The organism is Pseudomonas nitroreducens NBRC 12694 (assembly GCF_002091755.1).
Classification (GTDB): Bacteria; Pseudomonadota; Gammaproteobacteria; order Pseudomonadales; family Pseudomonadaceae; genus Pseudomonas; species Pseudomonas nitroreducens.
The window spans coordinates 467,818-490,330 of sequence record NZ_BDAI01000001.1 but is presented as its reverse complement, the minus strand read 5'-3'; the positions used below and the strand labels follow the sequence as shown (position 1 = coordinate 490,330).

Sequence of the window (22,513 nt, the reverse complement as noted above, 5' to 3'; positions counted from 1 at the left end):
CTTCCTACGCAACCCTCCGCTCCCACTAGAGCTCGCATAAGGACGCACCATGAACTCGCTGATCAAATCCATCCTGACCACCAACGCTGGCGCCGGCATCGCTGTCCTGCGCATCACCACCGGCCTGACCTTCATGGCTCACGGCTCGCAGAAGCTCTTCGGCGCCTTTGGTGGCCCGGGTCTGCAAGGCATGGCGGGCTGGCTGGAATCCCTCGGTGTGACTCCTGGCTACCTGATGGCTGCCCTGGCCGGCAGCGCCGAGTTCTTCGGCGGCCTGGCCCTGGTCCTCGGCCTGCTGGTGCGCCTGGCGAGCATCCCGCTGATCGTCGCCATGCTGGTCGCAGTGTTCAGCGTGCACCTGGCCAACGGCTTCTTCATCACCGCCAACGGCTTCGAATACGCCTTCACCCTGATCATGATCAGCGTCGCGTTGCTGATCAGCGGCGCCGGCCCGTTCTCGCTGGACCGCAAGCTGTCCAGCTGATCGCCGACGCGATAACGAAAGAGGGCGGGCACCCAAGGTGCCCGCCCTTTCTGTTTGCCTGCGTGAATCAGTGGAACAGGTACTGTACGCCGCCGTTGATCAGGCCGCCGCCCACCAGCAGGAAGGCGAACAGGCCGGCGCCCAGCAGCAGCGGCTTGGGGCCTTCCTTGCGCAGGTCGCCCAGGCGGGTGGCCAGGCCCAGGGCGGCCATCGCCATGCCGAGCATCATGTCATCCAGTTGCTGCAGCGGCGCCAGCCAGCTTTCCGGCACCCAGCCCAGCGAGCGCAGGCCAGTCACCAGCAGGAAAAACACGGCGAAACCGGGAATGTGCAGTTTGCGGCGCGCGCCGGGCTCGGCGGCTTCGGCGCAACCGACGCGGCCGAGGATCAGCAGGGCCGGGGCCAACAGCAGGACCCGCAACATCTTGCTGATCAGCGCGGCGTCCGCGGCGGCCGGGTCCATGGCGCGGCCGGCGGCAACCACCTGGGCGACTTCGTGGATGGTCGAGCCGGTGAACACGCCGAAGGCCTGCTCGCTGCCGAACAGATTGGGCAGCGCGGCGTAGATCAGCGGATGCAGCAGCATCGCCAGGGTGCCGAAGAGCACCACGGTGGCTACCGCGACGGCCGTGTGCTCGGCACGCGCCTTGAGTACCGGGCTGCTCGCCATGACCGCCGCGGCTCCACAGATGGCGCTGCCGGCGCCGATCAGCAGGGCGCTTTCGCGCGGCAGCTTGAGCCAGCGTTCGCCGATCCACCAGGCGACGGTCAGGGTGCTGGCGACCATCAGCACGTCGATGATCAATGCTGCCGGGCCGAGGGCGGCGATGTCCTGGAAGGTCAGGCGCAGGCCGTAGAGCACAACGCCCAGGCGCAGCAGTTGTTGGCGAGAGAGGTCGATGCCGGGGCGAATGCTGCCGAAGCGCGCGAGTCCCAGGTTGCCGGCCAGCAGGCCGATGAGGATTGCCAGGGTCAGGCTGCCGAGCCCCAGGTGCTGCAGTGCGGGAATTTCCATGAGCTGGCGCGAGCCGAAGGCGATGGCCAGGCAGAGCAGGGCGCCGGGGACGAAGTAGGGCAGGCGGCGGAGGGCGTTCATTGCAGGCTCCTTGTGTAAGGTGAAGCCATGGTGCCGCGGCACCGCTTAGTGTAAAAACGGATTGTTCTTATTGGGATGACCGGTTTTATCGATATGGGCCCGCGCATCACCCTTCGCCAGTTGGCGACCTTCACCGCAATTGCCGAACTGGGCAATGTCACCCAGGCCGCGGCACGCATCGCGCTTTCGCAGTCCGCCGCCAGCCAGGCGTTGCAGGAGCTGGAGCGTGCACTCGGCGCGCGCCTGTTCGACCGCAGTGGCAAGCGTCTGGCGCTGAACGACAATGGCCGCGCCTTTTATCCCAAGGCCAGTGCGCTGCTGGCGCAGAGCGCCGAGCTGGAGAGCCTGTTCGAATCGGCGCCGGTACAACTGAGCCTCGGTGCCAGCCGCAGCATCGGCGGCTATCTGCTGCCGCAGGTGATGGCCGGCTTTCTCGGCGAATTGCCCGAGAGCCGCCTGGAGCTGCAGGTCGCCAACAGCGGCGGGGTGATCGAGGCGCTGGCCGAGTTCCGCCTGGACGTGGCCTTCATCGAAGCGCCGATCCAGCATCCGCAGATCCAGCTGACGCCCTGGATGGTGGACGAGCTGCTACTGGTCGTGGCGCCGGATCATCCCCTGGCGACGGCCGAGTGCGTCACCCTGCAGGATCTGGCGGCGGCGCGCTGGGTGCTGCGGGAGTCCGGGTCGGGCACACGGGTGACTTTCGAGCAGCAGGTACTGCCGCGCCTGGGCAGCGTCAATGCGCCCCTGGAGGTGAGCAACGCCGAGGCGATCAAGCAGCTGGTTGCGAGCGGTTTCGGCATCGCTTGCCTGTCGCAGCGTGTCGTACAGGCGGAACTCGCACGCGGCGAGCTGGTGCAGTTGGATAATCCGCTGGGGCCGCTGCGGCGCACCTTCTTCCGTGCGCTGCACATCGACAAATACCCCACGGCGGGCCTGCGACGCTTCCTCGATTACGCCCAGGGCTGGGCGGCTCGATCAGACGCTATCTAGCGGCCACTCGCCGATGGCGCGGTAGCGCACGCCGGCGGGGCTGTTCTCCGAGCTGAACAGCGTCACGGCCTGGGCCGGTAGCAGAAACGACGCCGTGGCAGCCGGTGTCTGGTGGGCGTGGCGCGCGAGGGTGATGTGGGGATGGAAGGGGCGGTGCTCGACTTCGAATCCGCCTGTCCGCAACTCTTCGCGCAATGCATGCACCAGTTCGTGCAGGGCGGCCGGCGCGCTGCTCGGCGCCAGGTGCAGGATGCCATTGCTCCAGCGCGCGATGTGGTCCAGTTCCAGGTTGAAGCCCCGGTGCGGCAGGCGTTCGCCGAGGGCGCGCAATTCCGCCTTGCGGCCGCGCGGGACGGCGCCGAGAAAAGCCAGGGTCAGGTGCAGATTGGCCTGGGCAACGGGCTGGCCGTCCAGGTGCAGGCCATCGCGCCAGGCGCAGATTTGCGCTGCCAGCGGCGCCGGGCAGGGCAGGGCGAAGAACAGCCGCAGGGGTGGTGTGGTCATCGACTGAAGTCTCCTTGACAGCTTTGACGGGGCTTCTCTAGGATGCCGCACAGCGCCGATTTAAGTAGCAACTTGCGGGGCGCGGATGCAGCGATGGCTGGCATCGAAATACCGCTAAAGCGCTGGTTCGGTGTGCCTCTCGCCGCGTCCAGCTGGACCAAAGAGGCGGAAGACATGACACCATGACTTGTCCCAATCCCCATGTGCGCCTGGCTCCGATCACCACCGGCCTGGTTCGTCGCAATCCGAAGATTCTCCTGGGCGGCAATCACCAGCCCACCCTCGTCCGTTATCTCGATGGTTGGCCCAAGCGCTGGAACGGCTCGCGTACCTTCCTGATCCAGTTTGCCGAAACCTTTGCCGACCTGGCGCGCTTCCCCTCCGACAGCTTTGACTTCGCGGTGGTCCAGTCGCCGGTGGCCGAGCAGCTGGAACCGGCTGTTCACCAACTCACCCGTGTGGCCCGGCAAGGGCTGATCACCCGGCGTCCGCAACCGATCTGACCCTTGCAGGAGCGACGCCGCTCTGGAACGGATTCCCTGGCGGCGCCCTGGCTGGATGGGGGCGCTCCCGCCAGTGTTGTGCCTGGCGTTGCCCAGGGGTACTCGATTCCCGCCACGAACCACAGCCAGTCGCTGGCGCACCCTCACCTCGGCGTCCAGCCCATTGTCCACCAAGGTGCAGGGTCAGCGGCGAGTCGATGCTGACAGGGTTGTTGCGCACGCTCAGTTCATATGGGCCGACGATGCGGGGCAGATCAGACAAACTGGGATCTGGCAGTTGCGGCAAGTCGGTCGGACTATCAATGCTCTTCCACCTGATCGCTGATCCATCATGAGCAATGAGCTGGCCCAGACTGGTCGTTAAGACAGTTCCAATCCCATGCGGAGCCTTACCATTTTGGAATTAAGACAGCTACGTTACTTCGTCAAAATCATCGAGCATGGCAGTTTAGGTCGTGCCGCACTTGAGCTGGAGGTAGGTGTCTCGGCGTTGAGTCAGCAGATCAGCAAACTGGAAAGCGAGCTCTCGACGCGCCTGCTCAACCGCACCACGACCGGCGTCACCCCTACCAGTGCGGGTATGGCGTTCCTGCACCATGCCCAACTATCCCTGCGTCAGGCCGACAATGCGATCATGGCGGCTCATCGTGGACGAATGAGTGGCTACGTGAGTGTCGGTTTGCCACCAACCACGGCGACCGTTCTGGCTCTGCCTCTCATAAGTGCGATGCGCACTCGGTATCCAGATATTCAGTTGCACCTTGTGGAAATGCTGTCCGGTCATCTGGCCGGACAACTCAATTCACGCCAGATCGACCTGGCCATACTTTTTCAGCTGGAGGGGGGGAAGCGCTGGAGCGTGACACCCTTGCTTGACGAGAAACTGTTCGTGATTTGCTCCCCGGCGTTGGCCGGAGCGCCCCGTGGGGAGCGGGTGCAGTTGGCAGATCTGGGCAACTTGCCGTTAGTGATGCCCAGCGCACAGCATGGCTTGCGTTCAGCGCTTACCAGCGCCTTTGAAAGAGAGGGGTTGGCGCCGAACATCATTATGGAGATCGATGGCCTCGCGGTTCTCATGAACGCAGCGCGTGCGGGGCATGCGGCGACGATTCAACCGGGCGCTGCAGCTGCGTTGAAAGGTGAGTCGGGATTGTTGGTAGCTGAAATCACCAATCCCCATGTAGGGCGGCGTAACCTGCTTGCAACGCTCGCGGACGATGAGCTCTCTCCCGCCGCCCTGGCAACTCGGCGTGTCATCACGGACGTGGCCCGCCAACTGGTGGAAGCAGACCAGTGGCCGGGAGCAACCTGGCTTCAAGACATGGCAGAGTAAGGCTAGCGTCCTCCGCGTGGTAAAGGCACGGGCAAAGCCTTTACGAAAACTAAACACCTCATGCCAAAAGCGGCCTTTCTGCAATCCGCTTGCTCCCCTATTTTCCTCCCCACTCACAAGGTCTTCGGCTTCCTTGTGAAATGAGGAGCGAAGATGATCGATGTTCTAGTAATCGGCGGTGGCAATGCCGCTCTGTGCGCGGCACTGATGGCCCGGGAAGCCGGGGCCAGCGTCCTGCTCTTAGAGGGCGCCCCAAGGGTCTGGCGTGGCGGTAATTCACAGCACACGCGCAACCTCCGCTGTATGCATGATGCCCCGCAGGACGTGCTGGTCGAGGCATACCCCGAAGAGGAGTACTGGCAGGACCTGCTGAAAGTCACGGGCGGACTTACCAACGAAAAGCTGGCGCGGATCACCATCCGCGCCTCGTCCAGCTGTCGTGACTGGATGCGCAGCCACGGTGTGCACTTTCAACCGCCGCTGTCCGGGGCGCTGCATGTGGCGCGCACCAATGCGTTCTTCATGGGCGGTGGCAAAGCCCTGGTCAATGCCTATTTTCGCAGTGCCGAGCGGTTGGGCGTGCAGATCCGCTACAACGCGCAGGTCACCGATATCGAGCTGCAGGACGGTCGGTTCGTCGCGGCCTGCCTGGCCGAACGCGAGGTGGACGGCCAGCGCCTGCCCGCCGAGCGCATCCAGGCCAGGGCCTGCGTGTTGGCGGCAGGCGGCTTCGAGTCCAACCGAGAATGGCTGCGTGAGGCCTGGGGCCAGAACGAGCGTGGTGAATGGCCGTCGGACAATTTCCTGATCCGCGGCACACGCTTCAACACAGGGATACTGCTCAGGCGCATGGGCGAGCTGGGCGCTGACGTGATCGGAGATCCGACCCAGGCGCACATGGTTGCCATCGATGCGCGCGCGCCACTTTACGACGGCGGCATCTGCACCCGCATCGACTGCGTGTCCCTGGGGGTGGTGGTCAATCGCGACGGCCAACGCTTCTATGACGAGGGTGAGGATTTCTGGCCCAAGCGCTATGCCATCTGGGGGCGCCTGGTGGCTGGGCAGCCAGGTCAGCAGGCCTACTCGATCATCGACCAGCAGGCCATCGGTCGCTTCATGCCGCCGGTATTCCCCAGTACTACCGCAATGACCCTGGGCGAGCTCGCGCGCAAGCTGGGACTGCCCGAAATGGCCTTCCTCAAGACCATCGACGACTACAACAACGCCTGCCAGCCCGGCACCTTCGATCACACCGCGCTCGACGACTGCCACACCCAGGGCCTGACACCGGCCAAGACCCACTGGGCGCGCCCCCTGGTAAAGGCGCCGTTCTACGCCTACCCACTGCGGCCGGGCGTCACCTTCACTTACCTCGGTCTAGCCACCGACGAGACAGCTGCCGTGCACTTCGACGGCAAGCCCAGCCCCAACCTGTTCGTCGCCGGAGAAATGATGGCCGGCAACGTCCTGGGCAAGGGGTATACCGCCGGTATCGGCATGGCGATCGGTACGGCGTTCGGCCGCATCGCTGGCGTGCAGGCGGCTGCCAGCGCAGGGGCTGGCAACACAAAGAATACTTCGGAGGCCCGCCGTGCAACTGTTTGATCCCACTGCCTCAAGCAATCTGATCCCCGTACTGAATGTGCACGAGGAAGAAGTACAACGGCAGATGAGCATCTGCAACGCTTGCCGTTACTGCGAAGGCTTCTGTGCCGTATTCCCGGCCATGACCCGCCGCCTTGAGTTCGCCCAGGCAGACATCCATTACCTGGCCAACCTGTGCCACAACTGCGGTGCTTGTCTGCACGCTTGCCAGTACGCCGCGCCTCATGAATTTGCTGTCAACGTACCCCAGGCCATGGCCAAGGTGCGCCTTGACACCTACGCCGAGTACGCCTGGCCGCAAGCGCTGGGCAAGCTCTACCAGCGCAACGGGCTGACCCTGGCATTGGCGTCCGGCGCAGGGCTGGTCCTGTTCCTGTGCCTGACCCTGCTGGTGATGGGCAGCCTTTTCACCGCCATGCCCGGCGGTAACTTCTACGGCATCTTCCCGCACAACACCCTGGCCCTGATGTTCGGCGCGGTATTCGGCTTTGCGACCTTGTCATTGACCCTGGGCGTGCGCCGCTTCTGGCGCTCGGTCTCGCCGGCTACGGCGCCCACACCACTGAAGACCGCTGCGGTACTGGAAGCCACGACCAGCGTGGCCACGCTCAAGTATCTGGACGGCGGACATGGCGAAGGCTGCAATAACGCCGATGACCGCTTCACCCTGTGGCGTCGTCGCTTTCACCACCTGACCTTCTACGGTTTCCTGCTGTGCTTCGCCGCCACTGGCACCGCGACGCTCTATCACTACTTGCTGGGCCTGGCGGCACCTTACCCGGTGCTGAGCCTGCCGGTGCTGTTGGGTATAGCCGGCGGCCTGGGGTTGCTGGTTGGCCCAGCGGGCCTTCTCTGGTTGAACCTGCGCCGCAACCCCGCCCAGGGCGACGACCAGCAGAAACCCATGGATCGCGGCTTCATCGCCTTGCTGTTCCTGGTCAGTGCCAGTGGCCTGGCTCTGCTGGCCTTCCGGGAAACCGCTGCCCTGGGCCTGCTGCTGGCGATCCACCTGGGCCTGGTCATGGCGTTCTTCCTGACCATGCCCTACAGCAAGTTCGCCCACGGCATTTTCCGCAGTGCCGCGCTGCTCAAGCATGCCATCGAAAAGCGCCAACCCAATCCGATAAACGCGGGAAGCGACTGACCGCTCGACCACCCGGTTCTACAACAACAATTAAGAGCACAACGGTAGCTATGATGAACACGACCCCCCAAGGCAGAGGCTCCAAGCTGGGCGCCATTCTGCGTGTCACCAGCGGCAATTTCCTTGAACAGTTCGATTTCTTCCTGTTCGGGTTCTATGCCACCTACATTTCTCAGACGTTCTTCCCGGCCAGCAGCGAGTTCGCCTCGCTGATGATGACTTTCGCGGTATTCGGCTCCGGGTTCCTGATGCGCCCGCTGGGGGCCATTGTGCTGGGTGCGTACATCGACAAGGCGGGGCGCCGCACGGGCCTCATCGTCACCCTGTCGATCATGGCCGCCGGTACTGTGCTGATCGCCCTGGTACCGGGCTACGCCAGCATCGGCCTGTTCGCCCCGTTGCTGGTGCTGCTGGGCAGGCTGCTGCAGGGCTTCTCGGCAGGGGCGGAGATGGGCGGCGTGTCCGTCTACCTCTCCGAGATCGCCACGCCGGGCCGCACCGGCTTCTACACCGCCTGGCAATCAGCCAGCCAGCAGGTCGCCATCGTTGTGGCGGCGGCCTTGGGCTACGCGCTCAACGCCACCATGGCGGCTGCCGACGTCGCAGCCTGGGGCTGGCGCATCCCGTTCTTCATCGGCTGTGTGATCATCCCGTTCATCTTCATCATTCGCCGTTCGTTGCAGGAAACCGAAGCATTCAAGGCGCGTAATCACCACCCGAGTGCCGGTGAAGTGTTCCGCTCAATGCGCGACAACTGGCGTACGGTGCTGGCCGGTGGCTTGTTGGCCTCGATGACCACCACCACCTTCTACCTGATCACCGTGTACACCCCGACTTTCGGCAAGTCGGTGCTGAGCCTGAGCACTACCGACAGCCTGGTCGTGACCCTGCTGGTCGGCGTCAGCAATTTCATCTGGCTGCCTATCGGCGGCGCCCTGTCTGACCGCATTGGCCGCCGTCCGCAACTGCTGGGGATCACCTTGCTGTGCATCTTCAGCGCTTATCCGGCGATGCACTGGCTGGCTACGGCGCCGAGCTTCGAGCGGCTGCTTGCGGTGCTTCTGTACTTCTCAATGTTCTTCGGTCTGTACAACGGCGCCATGGTTGCGGCGCTAACTGAAGTGATGCCGCAGAACGTGCGGGTAGTCGGATTTTCCCTGGCGTTTAGCCTGGCCACGGCCCTGTTCGGCGGTTTCACGCCAGCAGTGTCGACGCTGTTGGTACAAGCCACCGGCGACAAGGCTTCACCAGCGTATTGGCTGATGTTCGCCGCCGTGTGCGGGCTTACCGCTACGGTCATTCTCTATGGCCGACACAAAAAATCGACTGGTCAGCGCTACTCCGAGGCGATGCCTTAACCAGGGCGCGGGCAGTGGCGAAACGGTGACAAGCATCCGTTCACCAGTGCCAGCAGCTGCCCTGAGTCCCTTTTTGTTGCAGCGATCTTGCTCGCGAATCTGCTTCGGCTTCGGCGCTGCCGGTGACTCCGTTCGCGAACAAGCTCGCCCCAGCAGAGGCTCCATCGGGCCGACGATGGATCAGGGATACTCGATCTCGATCACGAACCACATTTTCTCGCCTGACGGGCTGCGCACCATCACCTCGGCGTCCAGTTCCTTGCCCACCAGGGCGCGGGCCAGCGGCGAGTCGATGCTGATGTGGTTGTTGCGCAGGTCCAGTTCGTCCGGGCCGACGATGCGATAGCGGGCCTGCTCGCCGTCCTCGTCTTCCAGGGTGACCCAGGCGCCGAAGTAGACCTTGTTCGGATTCGCCGGGCGCTCGCTGACCACCTTGCAGTTTTCCAGGCGCTTGCGCAGGAAGCGCACGCGGCTGTCGATCTCCCGCAGCATCTTCTTGCCGTAGGTGTACTCGGCGTTCTCCGAGCGATCACCTTGCGCGGCGGCCTCGCTGACCGACTGGGTCACCTGTGGCCGGCGCACGTTCCACAGTTCATGCAGTTCCGCGCGCAGGCGCGCTTCGCCTTCGGGAGTGATCAGTGGGGTACCGGCAGGGCGGGGCGGGCGATAGCGGCTCATGGTATCCAGGGCGGCGAAAGTGATCGGGCGAGTCTACCCGATCAGCTCTCGCGCAGCAGGCGCAACGGGCTCACGTTGAGCGCGCGGCGCGTCCCCAGCAGCCCGGCGCCACCCACCAGCAGCGCCCCCAGTAACGGCAGTGCCAGCAACCAGGGGTGCGGGCTCCACGGCAGGTCGAACACCAGCCGGTAGAGCAGGTAGCTGATCAGCTCGCAGCCCAGTGCCGCCAGCAGGCCGCTGACCGCGCCGAGCAGGGCGAACTCGCTGCGCCGCGTGCGCATCAGCAGGCTGCGTTCGGCCCCCAGGGCACGCAGCAGCGCCCCCTGGCGCAGGCGCTCGTCGAGCGTCGCCTGCAGACCGGCGAACAGCACCACGAAGCCGGCGGCAAGGACGAACACCAGCACGTACTCCACGGCCAGCGTCACCTGGTCGAGGATGCTGCGCAGCTGCGCGAGCAGCGCGTCCACCGGCAGCAGGGTGACCGTGGGGTAGGCACGGGCCAGCTCGATCAACTGGCGCTCCTGGCTGGCCGGCAGATAGAAACTGGTCAGGTAGGTCACCGGCAGGTCGGTCAGGGTGCCCGGCTCGAAGACCATGAAGAAGTTGGGCTGGAAGTTGTCCCACTTCACCGAGCGCAGGCTGCGGATCTGCGCCTCGCGGGTCTGCCCGGCAACGGTGAAGCTCAGGTGGTCGCCGACCTTCAGGCCGAGGTTACCGGCGAGCTTTTCTTCCACCGAGACGCCCGGCAGTTCGCTCTTCTCGCCTGCCGTCCACCACTCGCCGGCGACAATCTGGTTGCCTGCGGGCAGGCGTGCGGACCAGGTCAGCCCCAGGTCGCGTTGCAGGGCGCGCTCGCTGCGGATGTCCTCGTTCATCGCGTGGACGGGCTTGCCGTTCACCGCCACCAGGCGGCCGGGCACCATGGGGTAGAGGTCTTCGGCGTTGGGCGACAGCGCCTTCACCCGCTGCTCGAAGCTGTCCTTCTCGGCCGGCAGGATGTTCAGCGCGAAATGGTTCGGGGCATTGGGCGGCAACTGCGAATGCCAGGTATCCAGCAGCTCGCCGCGCAGCAGGGCGATCAGCGCCATGGCCAGCAGGATCAGGCCGAAGGCGAGGCTCTGCCCGGCGGCCGCCAGCGGGTAACGCAGCAATTGGCCGAGGCCCAGGCGCCACGGCAGGCTGGCCCCTTGCAGCGCGCGACGCAGGCCGCGCAGGGCGAGCAGCAGGATAAAGCCGAGGACCACTGCGGCGATGGCGCCGCCACCGAGCAGGGCGAGGGTGAGTTTCAGGTCCAGGCTCAGCCGCCACATGATCAGGCCGAGGGCGAGCAGCGCGCAGCCGTAGGCCATCCAGGTACGCATCGGCACCGGCAACAGGTCGCTGCGCAGCACTCGCAGCGGCGGTACGCGGCCAAGGGCAGCCAGCGGCGGAAGGGCGAAGCCGGCCAGCGCGACCAGCCCGGTAGCCATGCCGGCGAGCGCCGGAACGATGCCGGCGTCGGGGATTTCCGGTGGCAGCAGGTTACCCAGCAGGTGCATCAGGCCGAGTTGTGCCAGCCAACCCAGGAAGGCGCCGAAGAGGCTGGCGACCACGCCCAGCACGAACAGCTGGCTGCCATACAGCAGCAGCGCTTCGCGGCGTGACAGGCCCAGGCAGCGCAACAGCGCGCTGGCGTCGAAGCGTCGGGTGGCGAAGCGGTTGGCAGACAGCGCCACCGCCACGCCGGCGAGCAGTACGGCGGCGAGGCTGGCAAGGTTGAGGTAGCGCTCGGCGCGGCCCAGGGCATCGCCGATCTGCCGGTTCCCGTGGTGCGCGTCCTGCAGTTCCTGATTGGCGGCAAGGTTGCCCTGGGTAGCCTGCCGGTAGGTTTGCAGTGCGTCGTGCGCGCCGCCCCACAGGTCGCGGTAGCGCACCCGGCTGCCGGGCTGTACCACGCCGGTGGCGTCCAGGTCCTGCAGGCTCATCATCACGCGCGGGGTAAGGCTGTAGAAGTCGCCGGCCCGGTCCGGTTCATAGGTCAGAACACGGGCGATACGCAGGGATTTGCGGCCGATGTCGACGCTGTCGCCGATTTTCAGGTCGAGGCTTGCGAGCAGGCGCGATTCGACCCAGATATCACCCGCTGCCGGGCGTCCGCCTTCGACCTCCGGCTGCAATGGCGCGGGTGCGCTTTTCAGTTCGCCGCGCAAGGGATAGCTGTCGCCGACGGCCTTCACGCTGCTCAGCTGAATGCCGTTATCGGTGGCCACCACACTGGAGAACTCCACGCTCTGCGCGTGCTGCAGGCCCAGCTTGAGGCCGCTGTCGATCTGCTCCTGGCGCGCGGGCTGGGTGCCGGTGAGCACCAGGTCGGCGCCGAGGAATTCGGCGGCGCGCACCAGCATTGCGCCGTTCAGGCGAGCGCTGAAATAGCCGATGGCGGAACTGGCCGCCACCGCCACCAGCAGGGCGAAGAACAGCACGCGCAGTTCGCCGCTGCGCCCTTCGCGCCATAGCTGGCGCAGGGACAGGCGGAACAGGTTGGGCAGCGACAGTGGCTTCATCGGCGCTCGTCCGTCAGGGTTCGACGTGGTCGATCAGGTGGCCGCTTTCCAGGCGGATGTGACGCTGGCAGCGGTGGGCGAGGCGCTCGTCGTGGGTCACCAGGACGAGGGTGGTACCGCGCTCGCGGTTCAGCTCGAAGAGCAGGTCGGTGATGCGCTCGCCGGTATGGGTGTCGAGGTTGCCGGTGGGCTCGTCGGCGAACAGTACATCCGGCTCGGCGGCGAAGGCGCGGGCGATGGCGACCCGCTGCTGCTCGCCGCCGGAGAGCTGGCGCGGGTAGTGGGTGAGGCGCTGGCCGAGGCCGACTCGCTCCAGCAGTTCCCGGGCGCGTTGCCCGGCGTCCTTGCGGCCATCGAGCTCCAGCGGCAGCATGACGTTCTCCAGCGCATTGAGGCTGTCGAGCAACTGGAACGACTGGAAGACGAAGCCGACATGAGCGGCACGCACGCGGGCGCGCTGGTCCTCATCGAGCCTGCCGAGGGTGTGGCCGAGCAGGACGATCTCGCCGCCGCTGGGCAGGTCGAGCCCGGCCAGCAGGCCGAGGAGGGTGGACTTGCCCGAGCCGGAACTGCCGACGATGGCGAGGCTGTCGCCGCGGGAGAGGTCGAGGGAGAGGTCGTGGAGGATGGTCAGCTTGCCTTCCGCGCTGGAAACAACCTTGCTAAGGTTCCGCGCGGTGAGAATGCTTTCGCTCATGGAGAATCCGATGCGTGCATGGCTAATGGGCGGCTGCCTGGCGTTGCTTCTGATCACGCAGCAGGCCGCGGCGCAGACGCTGTTGGTCGTCGGCGATAGTATCAGCGCCGGTTTGGGGCTGGATACCAGCCTGGGTTGGGTCAGCCTGCTGGACAAGCGCTTGAAGGAGCAGGGTTTCGACTACCAGGTGGTGAATGCGTCGATCTCCGGCGACACCACGGCAGGCGGCCTCGCGCGCCTGCCGGCGCTGCTCTCGGAGCAGAAGCCGAAGCTGGTGGTGATCGAATTGGGCGGCAACGATGGCCTGCGCGGGATGGCGCCGGCGCAATTGCAACAGAATCTTGCCTCCATGGTGGATCAGTCGCGCCAGGCGGGCGCGAAGGTCATCCTGCTGGGGATGCGCCTGCCGCCGAACTACGGGCAGCGCTATACCGATGCATTCGCCAAGGTCTTCGACAGCGTGGCGAGCGAGCAGAAGATTCCGCTGGTACCGTTCTTCCTCGAAGGAGTCGGCGGTGTACAGGGCATGATGCAGGCGGATGGCATTCACCCGGCGGTGGCGGCACAGCCTAAACTGCTCGACAACGTGTGGCCGACGCTCAAACCCTTGCTGTGATGGGCGGTTGCAGTAATAAACCACTGAATCGAGGCTTCCCCGCGCCCGGCCTTTCGGCTATGTTTGCGCACCCTTCTGGAACCCCCTATGTCGCGCCACGCCTGGACCCTCTTCGCCTACCAGTTGATCGAACCCGATGAGCAGCTGGACCTGTTCGCCTGCCGCGAAGTGCGGGTGCACCTGGTTGCGCGCCAACTGGAGCTGGGAACCCCGGCCGACCGCACCCTGTGCGGCAGCCTGCTGCCGGCGCAGCCACTCTGGCGCGGCGCCGAGAGGCCGCTGCTGCGCGACCGGCGCATCTGCGCGGCCTGCCTGAAACAACTGGAAGAGGAAAAGCGCGGCGCGCGCGGTTCCTGGCTCGTCTGATATCTCCCGTTGACGGGGCTTGCGGTGGTAAACTGGTCACCCTTTGCTCATTGCCCACGTCAAGGATCCTCGGATGTTGTCGCGCGTCATTGCCGCCTGCTCGCTGTCCCTCGCCGCGCTGCTCTCGGCCGGCCCCGTTTCCGCCATTGAATTGCCGTTGCCGGCGCCGGGTGACGATATCGTCGGCCAGGTCCAGGTGATCAAGGCCAAGTACGAAGACACTTTCGCCGACCTCGGCGAGAAATACGGCCTCGGTTACTCCGAGATGATCGCCGCCAACCCGGGCGTCGATGCCTGGCTGCCGGGTGTGGGCACCGAGATCATCATTCCGACCCGCTTCGTCCTGCCGGCCGGTCCGCGCGAGGGCGTGGTGATCAACCTCGCCGAATACCGCCTGTACTACTTCCCCAAGGACAAGAACGTCGTCTACACCTACGCCCTGGGCATTGGTCGTGAAGGCTGGGGTTCGCCGGTGGGCAGCACCAGCGTGATCGCCAAGACCAAGGACCCGGCCTGGTATCCGCCGGCGTCGATCCGCGCCGAGCACGCCGCCGATGGTGATCCGCTGCCGACCGTGGTGCCGCCAGGCCCGGACAACCCGCTGGGGCCGTACAAGATGAGCCTGGGCTTCCACGGCTACCTGATCCATGGTTCGAACAAGAAGTTCGGCATCGGTACTCGTACCAGCCACGGTTGCTTCCGCATGTACAACTGGGACGTGACCCAGTTGTTCTCGATGATCCCGGTGGGTACCAAGGTGCGCATCATCAACGAGCCGTACAAGTTCGGTCGCAGCGAAGGCAAGATCTACCTCGAAGCCCATGCGCCGATCGATGACAACGGTGATCCTTCGGTCGTCGACAAGCATACCGCCGTGATCAACGCGCTGCTCAAGCGCGAAGACATCGCCAGCCAGATGCAGATGGACTGGAACGTGGTGCGTGAAGTGGTTGCCGCCGAAGATGGCCTGCCGGTTGCCATTGCCCAGCCGCAGCAAGTGCAGCAGGGCGGTTCGGTTGCCGCCACTGTCGACCAGGATGCGATGCCGCTGCAGTAACTTTCTACTCCAGCGAAAGAGCCCGCCGCGAGCGGGCTTTTTCTTGCCAGCTACTTTCCTGCGGGCATAAAAAAACCGACCCCGAAGGGTCGGTTTTTTCGAACAGATCCGAAGATCTATTACTTGCGGCTGGCTTTGTCCAGCATACGCAGTGCGCGCTCGTTAGCCTCGTCAGCGGTCTGCTGGGCTTTCTGAGCGGCGGCCAGAGCTTCGTCAGCCTTGCGATAGGCTTCATCGGCACGGGCTTGAGCGCGAGCAGCGGCGTCTTCAGTAGCGGTCAGACGTGCTTCGGTTTCTTTCGAGTGGCTGCTGCAACCGGTGGCCAGAACAGCAGCCAGAGCCAGAGCAGAGAATTTCAGAACGTTGTTCATCGTGTTCCCCTTAAGGTGGACATTTCCATTAAAAGCAATCTCCCATGACTGGGAAATTAGCCGGACTACATAGTACCCATTACTTGTAGTAAGTAAACTGACCAAGCGCAAGTACGGCACTTTTTTTTCATGTTAGGTCGCTCTTCGCAGTTGTGCGAGGCCGATTTGGGCAAAAACTGTCCAATCTGGCAAAGGAGTGTTTCCAAAGTGCGTCAGGCAAGCTCCGAGGCCGCTTTCCGGCCTGCGGAACCAAGCCGTCAGATGACTGTCGCCTATGGTCGAACAACTGTTTAATCGCCGTTGTGCATTTGTCCAGCGGACAACTTGCAACTAGGTCGCAACAGGTGAAGAAAGTGTGAAGGGGAAAACGAAAAAGCCCGGCTAATTGCTTAGCCGGGCTTTTCATGAATCTGGCGGTGAGGGAGGGATTCGAACCCTCGATACGATTTCTCGTATACACACTTTCCAGGCGTGCTCCTTCAACCGCTCGGACACCTCACCAGATTTCTCGACAGCGCTGTGTCTGTCGAGGCGCGCACTTTACTCAAAGGTTTCCTCCTTGGCAAATGTTTTTTGAAAGTTTTTCCCAACGGATTCATCGGCTTAAGGAGCACGGCCTGGATCGCGGGTACACTGGCGCCATCTGATCCTCCGGAGAGCGCATGGCCAACTGGGACGTTTTCTGCAGCGTAGTCGACAACTATGGCGATATCGGTGTCACCTGGAGACTGGCTCGCCAACTGGCCGGCGAACATGGCCAGCGGGTTCGGCTATGGGTCGACGATCTGGCGGCCTTTGTGCGTATCTGCCCGGCCGCCGATGGCGCGGCCGAATCGCAACACCAATCCGGCGTGGAGGTACGCCTGTGGCCGAAGCCCTGGCAGGATACTCAAGCGGCGGACGTGGTGATCGAGGCCTTTGCCTGCGAAATGCCGCCTGCCTATATAGAAGCGATGAAGCAACGCCGGCAGCCGCCTCTGTGGCTGAACCTGGAATACCTCAGCGCCGAGCCGTGGGTGGAGTCCTGCCATGGCTTGCCATCGATGCAGGCCAACGGTTTGCAGAAGTACTTCTACTTCCCCGGTTTCACTCCGGCCACCGGCGGGCTGTTGCGCGAGAGCGACCTGATTGCACGGCGTGACGCTTTCCAGGCCGACCCGGCGGCCAGCCTTCGGTTCCTGGAAAGTCTGGGCGTGCACCCGCGTGCCCATGAGCGGCGCATTTCCCTGTTCGCCTATGAAAATGCCGCGCTGGGCAGTTGGCTCGACGCATTGGCCGCCAGCTCCGACAGCATTTTGTTGCTGGTACCGGAGGGCAGGGTGCTGGCCGATGTCGAGCGCTGGGCGCAGAGAACGTTAAAAGCAGGGGGGCAGTTCCAGCGCGGTGCGCTGCGCCTGCAAGTACTGCCCTTCGTGCGCCAGGAGGACTACGACCCGCTCTTGTGGAGTTGCGATGTCAACGCGGTTCGTGGTGAGGATTCCTTCGTGCGGGCGCAGTGGGCGGGGCGGCCATTCGTCTGGCACATCTACCAGCAGGATGACGATGTTCACCTGGAGAAGCTGCAGGCCTTCATGGCCCTGTTCAGTGACGGAATGGACGAGCCGCTGCGGACCGAGCTGATGGCGTTCTGGATGGCCTGGAATGGCCAGGGTGATGCCGGGGAAGCCTGGCGAAAGCTGGAAAGACGGTTGCCGGAGTGGTCCGCGTGGATTGGCAATTGGCAACGGCGCCTGGGCGAACAAACCGATCTTGCTGCGGGGCTGGTGCGTTTTTATACAAATTGGCTATGATATGGCCCCTGATTTTTGTCTCCAATCCAATCGGATAATCGTATGAAAACCGCACAAGAGTTCCGCGCTGGCCAGGTTGCCAACATCAATGGCGCCCCCTGGGTCATCCAGAAGGCCGAGTTCAACAAGTCCGGCCGTAACTCCGCGGTCGTCAAGATGAAGCTGAAGAACCTGCTGACCGGTGCCGGCACCGAGACCGTGTTCAAGGCCGACGACAAGCTGGAGCCGATCATCCTCGATCGCAAGGAAGTAACCTACTCCTACTTCGCGGACCCGCTGTATGTCTTCATGGACACCGAGTTCAACCAGTACGAGATCGAGAAAGACGATCTGGAAGGCGTGCTGACCTTCATCGAAGACGGCATGACCGACGTCTGCGAAGCGGTCTTCTATAACGAGAAAGTCATCTCCGTTGAACTGCCGACCACCATCGTTCGCGAAATCGTCTATACCGAGCCGGCCGTCCGTGGCGACACCTCCGGTAAAGTGATGAAGACCGCTCGCCTGAAGAACGGTGCTGAAGTCCAGGTATCCGCCTTCTGCGAAATCGGCGACTCGATCGAAATCGATACCCGCACTGGCGAGTACAAGTCCCGCGTCAAGGCCTGAGCCTGATTCGAGACACAAAAAAGCCCGGCTGATGCCGGGCTTTTTCGTTTCTAGCGTTCTGGATTGTCGGCGCTGGAGTCAGACGCTGACGTTCAGGCGCACGTCGATATTGCCGCGGGTGGCGTTGGAGTAGGGGCAGACCTGGTGAGCCTTGGCGACCAGGTCTTCCGCCTCGGCCTGGTCCAGTCCCGGCAGATTGATGTTCAGCTCGACTTCCAGGCCGAAACCGCCGGGGATCTGGCCGATGCCGACCTTGCCGGTGATCGAGGCGTCCGCCGGGATCTGCTTCTTGCTCTGGCTGGCGACGAACTTGATGGCGCCGATGAAGCAAGCCGAGTAGCCAGCGGCGAACAGTTGCTCCGGGTTGGTGGCTTCGCCACCGGCGCCGCCCAGTTCACGCGGGGTGGACAGTTTTACGTCGAGGATGCCGTCCGAGGAAACGGCACGGCCGTCGCGGCCTCCGGTGGCGGTAGCGGTGGCGGTGTAGAGGGCTTTGATGGTTTGCATGGTGGTCTCCGATTCGCTGTCAGGTAAGTCTGGTTGAGAATGTCTTGCTGCTTAATATCTTGTGCGCTAAGCAGTTCGTGAGGAGAAAGTTAGTTCTATTTAATTTAGTGCGCAAGATAATTTTTGGAAGATTTCTGACTAAGGAACCTGCAGCTTGGGCATAAGCCCCGATTTACGGGGCTTGCAAATGTCCGCGCAGGTCCACGAGCTCCTCCTGGAGTCGCTTCAGACTGTCCAACGTTAGACCGCTGCTGGCCAGGATGCAGGCCGGAATGCGCTCCGCCTGTCGGCGCAGTTCCCGGCCCTTGTCGGTCAGGCGCAACTGCACGACGCGCTCGTCTGCCTGGCTGCGGGTGCGGGTGATCAGGCCTTCGGTTTCGAGCCGCTTGAGCAGCGGCGTGAGCGAGCCGGGGTCGGTGAGCATGCGTGAGCTGATCTCGCCCACGGTGATGCCGTCTTCTTCCCAGAGCACCAGCATGGCGATGTACTGCGGGTAGGTGAGCCCCAGTTCCTGCAGCAATGGCTTGTACACCTTGGTCATCTGCAGGGAGGTGGAGTAGAGGGCGAAGCACAGCTGGTTATCCAGCTTGAGGGCTTCGCAGGTCGGGTCTGGCTTGGTCATGGCGTGCTCCGGGCTGGGCGCTCGAGGCGAAGAGGTAATTGCGCATTAATTTAGCGCGATGGTTAATTCTTGAACAGCGCTTCCTCCAGTGCCGTGTCCCAGGGGGGAGGGAAACCAAAGCGCTTCAGCAGGAAGGCCAGCAGGCGTTCGCTGCGCGGGTGGGTACCGCGTTGCAGGCGCAGCGCGTGGATGACGCCGGGCTCTGGTTCGGGGAGGCCGTTCTCGCAGAACAGAGGCAGCAACTGGCCGCTGATCAGGTACTCGCTGCACAGCCATGTCGGCAGGTGCGCCAGGCCGATGCCCTGCAGCGCGCCTTCCACCAGTGTTTCCGCGTTATTGGCGGTCATGCGCAAGCGGCGCGGCCGGAGCTGCTGCAGCCTCCCATCGATGAGGAAACGCCACGCCAGTGCCGGCGCCAGGCCTTCCCAGTCCAGGCCGATGTGCTCCGGCAATTCCAGGGGGGAGGCAGGCTTGCCGTGGTGCTTCAGGTAGGCGGGGCTGGCGCAGACGACCCGCCGCATGGACGCCAGGCGTGTGGCGACCAGGCGGCTTTCAGGCAGGGTGCCGATGCGCAGGACCAGGTCGACCTGGCCGAGGTTCTCCCCGCGGGTGTCGGTGAAGCTGTCGATCAGCCGCAGTTGCACGTCCAGGCCGGGGTTGGCGGCGAGAAAGTCGACCAGCGCCGGTGCGAGGTGGCGACGACCGAAAGGCACCGGGGCGTCGATGCGGATCAGGCCTTCCGGCGCGGTGCTCAGGGACACGGCCTCCGCTCGCGCCTGACGCAGTTCGCTGACGATCCGCCGTGCCCGTTCGGCGAAGGCCAGCCCAGCCGGCGTGGCGCGCACCTTGTGGGTGCTGCGCACGAGCAGGGTCGATCCCAGCCCCTGCTCCAGGGAGTCCATGCGTCGTGCCACGGCGGAAGGAGTGAGCTGGCGCAGGCGGGCGGCAGCGGAAAAGCTGCCGTTGTCGAGCACGTCCAGGTAAAGATCGAGCTGGTCCTCGAGGTTGGAGGGCGTCATGGCATTCATTGGCTATGCGAGAAAGGCAAAGCCATTGTGCAGCGCTTTGCGTTTCCCATCCAGCCAGGCTTTTCTAGCATGGACGCACTGTTGTGGAGGTGCGTGATGTGGGATCTGGTCGTGGACTTTCTGCTCGGCGTCGTGCTGGGCAGCCTGGGTGGGCTGTTCGGTATCGGCGGCGGGCTGCTGGCGATTCCGGCGCTGGGCGTGCTGTTCGGGCTGGATCAGCAGCTGGCGCAGGGTACCGCGCTGGTGATGGTGGTGCCGAACGTGCTGCTGGCAATCTGGCGCTATCACCAGCGCAATCGCATCGATTTCGCCCAGGCCGGGGTGCTGGCGCTGACCGGCCTGGTCTGTGCGTTCTTCGCTTCCAGCATTGCCGTCAACCTGGATGCCCGTAGCATGCGCACGGCCTTCGTGGTTTTCCTGGTGCTGTTGGCGCTGTACCTGCTGGTGCGCCTGTTCCAGCCCGTGCCGCAGGGTGGCAGCACGCCGCGCTACGGCCTGCCTTGGATGGGCGTTCTGGGGTTGGGGGCTGGTTCGCTGGGCGGCCTGTTTGGTGTGGGCGGTGGCGTTCTGGCGACGCCGGTGCTGACCTCGGTGTTCGGCCTGACCCAAGTGATCGCCCAAGGCCTCGCGCTGGCCCTGGCGGCGCCCAGCACGGGCGTGGCGCTGGCAACCTACGCGGTGCACGGCCACGTGGACTGGCGCATGGGCAGCGCGCTGGCGCTGGGCGGCCTGGTGAGCATTTCCTGGGGCGTGCGGCTGGCCCACGCGCTGCCAGAACGTCAGCTGCGCATGGCCTTCAGTGCCTTCCTGATCGTCTGTGCGGTGCTGCTGGCGGTGCGCTGAGTCCCTGCGCGTTGATCGTCAGGACTTGAAGCCCTCGACTATGTACTCGGCGAGCTTGTCGGTCACCGGCGTCATCTTCTGCCCACGCAGCAGCACGATGCTGGCGTTGGGCAGCACCGGCAGCCCTTCGTCTTCGCCGATGATGCGCAGGTTGCCGGTCAGCAGGCTGCGCAGCTGCGCGGTCACCGCCAGTCCGGCATTGGCCACGGCGAACAGGGCCGACAGGCTCGGGCTGCTGTAGGCGATGCGATAGTCCACTTCCATCGCCTCCAGGGCGTTGCAGGCCCAGGCGCGGCAGAAGCAGGCGGTGTTGAACATCGCCAGCGGCAGCGGGCGCTGGTCCTGCGGGCAGAAGCTCTCCGCGGCCATCCAGACGAAGTCTTCCTGGCGCAGCAGCTGGCCGATCTCGGTGCCCGGCTCGCGGGTGACGATGGACAGGTCGAGGTCGTTGCGCATCAGCAGTTGCGCCGAGGAGTCGCAATGCACCTCGACCTGCACCAGTGGGTAGGCCTCGGCGAAGCGCGAGAGGATGCTGGGCAGGAAGCGCATCACATAATCGTCCGGCGTGCCGATCTTCACCGAGCCGACCATGTGCGGCTGGCGGAAGGTGTTGAACACCTCGCCCTGCAACCGCAGGATGCGCCGCGCGTAACCCAGCAGGATCTGGCCTTCCGGCGTCAGGCGCACCTGGCGGCCGTCGCGCTCGAACAGGCTGCGTTCCAGCACGTCTTCTTCCAGCCTTTTCATCTGCATGCTCACCGCCGACTGGGTGCGGTTGACCATCTCGGCGGCGCGGGTGAAGCCGCCGTGGTCGGCGATGGCGACGAAGGTGCGCAGCAGTTCGCTGTCGATGCTGGGGAAACTGCTCATTCATCAATCTCCGAGATGGTTCGCATAAGAATGATTCGTTGGATTGATCTTAGCGCGAGCAGGAAACTGCATCCAACCCCACAGGGAGGAAGCAAGATGAAAGGTCAAATCGGTTTCGTAGCAGCGTCCTACCATGTTCACAAAATCGCGGCCGCACCGCTGTGGAAGCGTGCCGTGCAACGTGTCCTGCATTGGCACGAACTGGCCCGCCAGCGCCGTGAGCTGGCGTCCATGAGCGATGAAGCGCTCAAGGACATTGGCCTGAGTCGCGCCGATATCCAGCAGGAAGTCGAGCGCCCGTTCTGGGCCGACTATGTTCGTCGTTGAGCCTGCCGGGCGACACGGCCCTCACCGTGTCGCCCGCTCTTGCAAGTCTGATCAGCGTCATGACAAGGAAGCCTATGTCCACGCCTTACCACCTCGCCCAGGTCAACATCGCCAAGGCCCGCGCACCACTGGATCAACCCGTGATGAAGGGCTTCGTTGACCAGCTCGATCACATCAACGCCCTCGCCGAGCGCAGCCCTGGTTTCGTCTGGCGCCTGCAGACGGAGGAGGGCGATGCCACGTCCGTCCGCGTCTTCGACGACCCACTGATCATCGTCAACCTGTCCGTCTGGGAGTCCGTCGAGGCGTTGAAGGAGTACGTCTACAGCGGAGAGCACCTGCAGGTACTGCGCAGCAAGCGCGACTGGATGGAGCGTCTTGGCGCGCCAAGCCTCGCTCTGTGGTGGCTGCCCGCAGGCAACCTTCCGGATGTGCAGATGGCCCGCGAGCGCCTGGAGCGCCTACAGCTGGAAGGCCCGTCGCCGGAAGTCTTCACTTTCGCGCGGCCATTCCCGGCGCCCGGATCGCTGGCTGAGTCGGCCTGATGCAGCCAGCTCCGGCAATAG

Annotated in this window: 25 protein-coding genes and 1 tRNA gene; 15 read left to right on the top strand and 11 right to left on the bottom strand. The window is 64.2% G+C overall.

The features are described 5' to 3' along the window. Nucleotides 1–49: 49 nt before the first annotated feature. Nucleotides 50–484, top strand: coding sequence for a DoxX family protein (locus PNI01S_RS02275; RefSeq protein ID WP_017517576.1), 435 nt, complete (start codon nt 50–52; stop codon nt 482–484). A 67-nt stretch (nt 485–551) separates the two neighbouring features. On the opposite strand, the gene PNI01S_RS02270 is transcribed toward PNI01S_RS02275, so the two are convergent. Next, nucleotides 552–1,580 (bottom strand): YeiH family protein, encoded by a 1,029-nt coding sequence (locus PNI01S_RS02270; RefSeq protein ID WP_065084264.1) that lies wholly within the window; start codon nt 1,578–1,580, stop codon nt 552–554. A 75-nt stretch (nt 1,581–1,655) separates the two neighbouring features. On the opposite strand from PNI01S_RS02270, the gene PNI01S_RS02265 reads away from it, so the two are divergent. Beyond that, nucleotides 1,656–2,573, top strand: a complete 918-nt coding sequence (locus tag PNI01S_RS02265) for a LysR family transcriptional regulator (protein ID WP_243779439.1) — start codon at nt 1,656–1,658, stop codon at nt 2,571–2,573. On the opposite strand, the gene thpR is transcribed toward PNI01S_RS02265, so the two are convergent. Next, nucleotides 2,559–3,077 carry an RNA 2',3'-cyclic phosphodiesterase gene (gene thpR, locus PNI01S_RS02260; protein WP_084357349.1) on the bottom strand — a complete coding sequence of 173 codons (519 nt, stop codon included), beginning with the start codon at nt 3,075–3,077 and terminating at the stop codon, nt 2,559–2,561. The two genes, PNI01S_RS02265 and thpR, sit on opposite strands and share 15 nt — an antisense overlap. A gap of 182 nt (nt 3,078–3,259) precedes the next feature. Between thpR and PNI01S_RS02255 the strand changes: the two genes are divergently transcribed. The 5 genes from PNI01S_RS02255 (at nt 3,260) to PNI01S_RS02235 (ending at nt 9,023) form a co-directional block, all read left to right on the top strand. Then, a complete protein-coding gene (locus PNI01S_RS02255) occupies nt 3,260–3,580 on the top strand; it encodes a hypothetical protein (protein ID WP_084357348.1) in 321 nt (106 codons plus the stop codon). A gap of 397 nt (nt 3,581–3,977) precedes the next feature. Beyond that, nucleotides 3,978–4,913 carry a LysR family transcriptional regulator gene (locus PNI01S_RS02250; protein ID WP_024764527.1) on the top strand — a complete coding sequence of 312 codons (936 nt, stop codon included), beginning with the start codon at nt 3,978–3,980 and terminating at the stop codon, nt 4,911–4,913. 153 nt (nt 4,914–5,066) lie between these two features. Beyond that, a complete protein-coding gene (gene tcuA, locus PNI01S_RS02245; protein ID WP_038803746.1) occupies nt 5,067–6,521 on the top strand; it encodes an FAD-dependent tricarballylate dehydrogenase TcuA in 1,455 nt (484 codons plus the stop codon). Continuing rightward, nucleotides 6,508–7,665, top strand: a complete 1,158-nt coding sequence (gene tcuB, locus PNI01S_RS02240; protein WP_084357347.1) for a tricarballylate utilization 4Fe-4S protein TcuB — start codon at nt 6,508–6,510, stop codon at nt 7,663–7,665. Before tcuA ends, tcuB begins: the two co-directional genes overlap by 14 nt. A 50-nt stretch (nt 7,666–7,715) precedes the next feature. After that, the gene (locus tag PNI01S_RS02235; protein ID WP_084357346.1) at nt 7,716–9,023 is read left to right on the top strand and encodes an MFS transporter; all 1,308 of its coding nucleotides are present in this window, start codon (nt 7,716–7,718) and stop codon (nt 9,021–9,023) included. Nucleotides 9,024–9,203: 180 nt separating this feature from the next. Here PNI01S_RS02235 and greB read toward each other — a convergent pair whose 3' ends face one another. The 3 genes from greB to PNI01S_RS02220 are packed head-to-tail and all read right to left on the bottom strand — an operon-like array spanning nt 9,204 to nt 12,941. After that, complete coding sequence (gene greB / locus PNI01S_RS02230) at nt 9,204–9,701, bottom strand: transcription elongation factor GreB (RefSeq protein WP_024764530.1); 498 nt, start codon at nt 9,699–9,701, stop codon at nt 9,204–9,206. A 41-nt stretch (nt 9,702–9,742) separates the two neighbouring features. After that, nucleotides 9,743–12,244, bottom strand: a complete 2,502-nt coding sequence (locus tag PNI01S_RS02225; RefSeq protein ID WP_084357345.1) for an ABC transporter permease — start codon at nt 12,242–12,244, stop codon at nt 9,743–9,745. Between the two features lie 13 nt (nt 12,245–12,257). Beyond that, nucleotides 12,258–12,941 (bottom strand): ABC transporter ATP-binding protein, encoded by a 684-nt coding sequence (locus PNI01S_RS02220; RefSeq protein ID WP_084357344.1) that lies wholly within the window; start codon nt 12,939–12,941, stop codon nt 12,258–12,260. Nucleotides 12,942–12,951: 10 nt separating this feature from the next. Here PNI01S_RS02220 and PNI01S_RS02215 point away from each other — a divergent pair, with 10 nt between their 5' ends. From PNI01S_RS02215 to PNI01S_RS02205, 3 genes are all read left to right on the top strand, one after another. Beyond that, nucleotides 12,952–13,557, top strand: a complete 606-nt coding sequence (locus PNI01S_RS02215) for an arylesterase (protein ID WP_024764532.1) — start codon at nt 12,952–12,954, stop codon at nt 13,555–13,557. A gap of 87 nt (nt 13,558–13,644) precedes the next feature. Then, a complete protein-coding gene (locus PNI01S_RS02210) occupies nt 13,645–13,923 on the top strand; it encodes a hypothetical protein (protein ID WP_024764533.1) in 279 nt (92 codons plus the stop codon). Nucleotides 13,924–13,996: 73 nt separating this feature from the next. Beyond that, nucleotides 13,997–14,980 (top strand): L,D-transpeptidase family protein, encoded by a 984-nt coding sequence (locus PNI01S_RS02205; RefSeq protein WP_024764534.1) that lies wholly within the window; start codon nt 13,997–13,999, stop codon nt 14,978–14,980. 119 nt (nt 14,981–15,099) lie between these two features. On the opposite strand, the gene oprI is transcribed toward PNI01S_RS02205, so the two are convergent. Both oprI and PNI01S_RS02195 read right to left on the bottom strand, forming a co-directional pair. After that, on the bottom strand, nt 15,100–15,351 hold the full coding sequence (gene oprI, locus PNI01S_RS02200) for an outer membrane lipoprotei OprI (RefSeq protein WP_017517003.1): 252 nt from the start codon (nt 15,349–15,351) through the stop codon (nt 15,100–15,102). Between the two features lie 411 nt (nt 15,352–15,762). Then, a tRNA-Ser gene (locus PNI01S_RS02195) sits at nt 15,763–15,852 on the bottom strand. Nucleotides 15,853–16,013: 161 nt separating this feature from the next. Here PNI01S_RS02195 and earP point away from each other — a divergent pair. Both earP and efp read left to right on the top strand, forming a co-directional pair. Next, nucleotides 16,014–17,141 carry an elongation factor P maturation arginine rhamnosyltransferase EarP gene (gene earP, locus PNI01S_RS02190; RefSeq protein ID WP_024764535.1) on the top strand — a complete coding sequence of 376 codons (1,128 nt, stop codon included), beginning with the start codon at nt 16,014–16,016 and terminating at the stop codon, nt 17,139–17,141. 42 nt (nt 17,142–17,183) lie between these two features. Next, nucleotides 17,184–17,750: an elongation factor P gene (efp, locus tag PNI01S_RS02185; protein ID WP_017517001.1), complete on the top strand. Its 567-nt coding sequence runs from the start codon at nt 17,184–17,186 to the stop codon at nt 17,748–17,750. A gap of 78 nt (nt 17,751–17,828) precedes the next feature. On the opposite strand, the gene PNI01S_RS02180 is transcribed toward efp, so the two are convergent. The 3 genes from PNI01S_RS02180 to PNI01S_RS02170 all read right to left on the bottom strand — a co-directional run bounded on the left by PNI01S_RS02180 (nt 17,829) and on the right by PNI01S_RS02170 (nt 19,898). Next, nucleotides 17,829–18,257, bottom strand: a complete 429-nt coding sequence (locus PNI01S_RS02180) for an organic hydroperoxide resistance protein (RefSeq protein WP_024764536.1) — start codon at nt 18,255–18,257, stop codon at nt 17,829–17,831. A gap of 172 nt (nt 18,258–18,429) precedes the next feature. Further along, a complete protein-coding gene (locus PNI01S_RS02175) occupies nt 18,430–18,879 on the bottom strand; it encodes a MarR family winged helix-turn-helix transcriptional regulator (protein ID WP_024764537.1) in 450 nt (149 codons plus the stop codon). Nucleotides 18,880–18,941: 62 nt separating this feature from the next. Next, nucleotides 18,942–19,898: a LysR family transcriptional regulator gene (locus PNI01S_RS02170; protein WP_037007100.1), complete on the bottom strand. Its 957-nt coding sequence runs from the start codon at nt 19,896–19,898 to the stop codon at nt 18,942–18,944. Nucleotides 19,899–20,003: 105 nt separating this feature from the next. On the opposite strand from PNI01S_RS02170, the gene PNI01S_RS02165 reads away from it, so the two are divergent. Further along, nucleotides 20,004–20,750 carry a sulfite exporter TauE/SafE family protein gene (locus PNI01S_RS02165; protein ID WP_024764538.1) on the top strand — a complete coding sequence of 249 codons (747 nt, stop codon included), beginning with the start codon at nt 20,004–20,006 and terminating at the stop codon, nt 20,748–20,750. Between the two features lie 18 nt (nt 20,751–20,768). On the opposite strand, the gene PNI01S_RS02160 is transcribed toward PNI01S_RS02165, so the two are convergent. Next, nucleotides 20,769–21,620, bottom strand: a complete 852-nt coding sequence (locus PNI01S_RS02160; RefSeq protein ID WP_024764539.1) for a LysR family transcriptional regulator — start codon at nt 21,618–21,620, stop codon at nt 20,769–20,771. Nucleotides 21,621–21,716: 96 nt separating this feature from the next. On the opposite strand from PNI01S_RS02160, the gene PNI01S_RS02155 reads away from it, so the two are divergent. Together PNI01S_RS02155 and PNI01S_RS02150 are read left to right on the top strand one after the other, a co-directional pair. After that, the gene (locus PNI01S_RS02155) at nt 21,717–21,947 is read left to right on the top strand and encodes a DUF1127 domain-containing protein (protein WP_024764540.1); all 231 of its coding nucleotides are present in this window, start codon (nt 21,717–21,719) and stop codon (nt 21,945–21,947) included. 74 nt (nt 21,948–22,021) lie between these two features. Continuing rightward, complete coding sequence (locus tag PNI01S_RS02150) at nt 22,022–22,492, top strand: DUF3291 domain-containing protein (RefSeq protein ID WP_024764541.1); 471 nt, start codon at nt 22,022–22,024, stop codon at nt 22,490–22,492. Nucleotides 22,493–22,513: the final 21 nt, after the last annotated feature.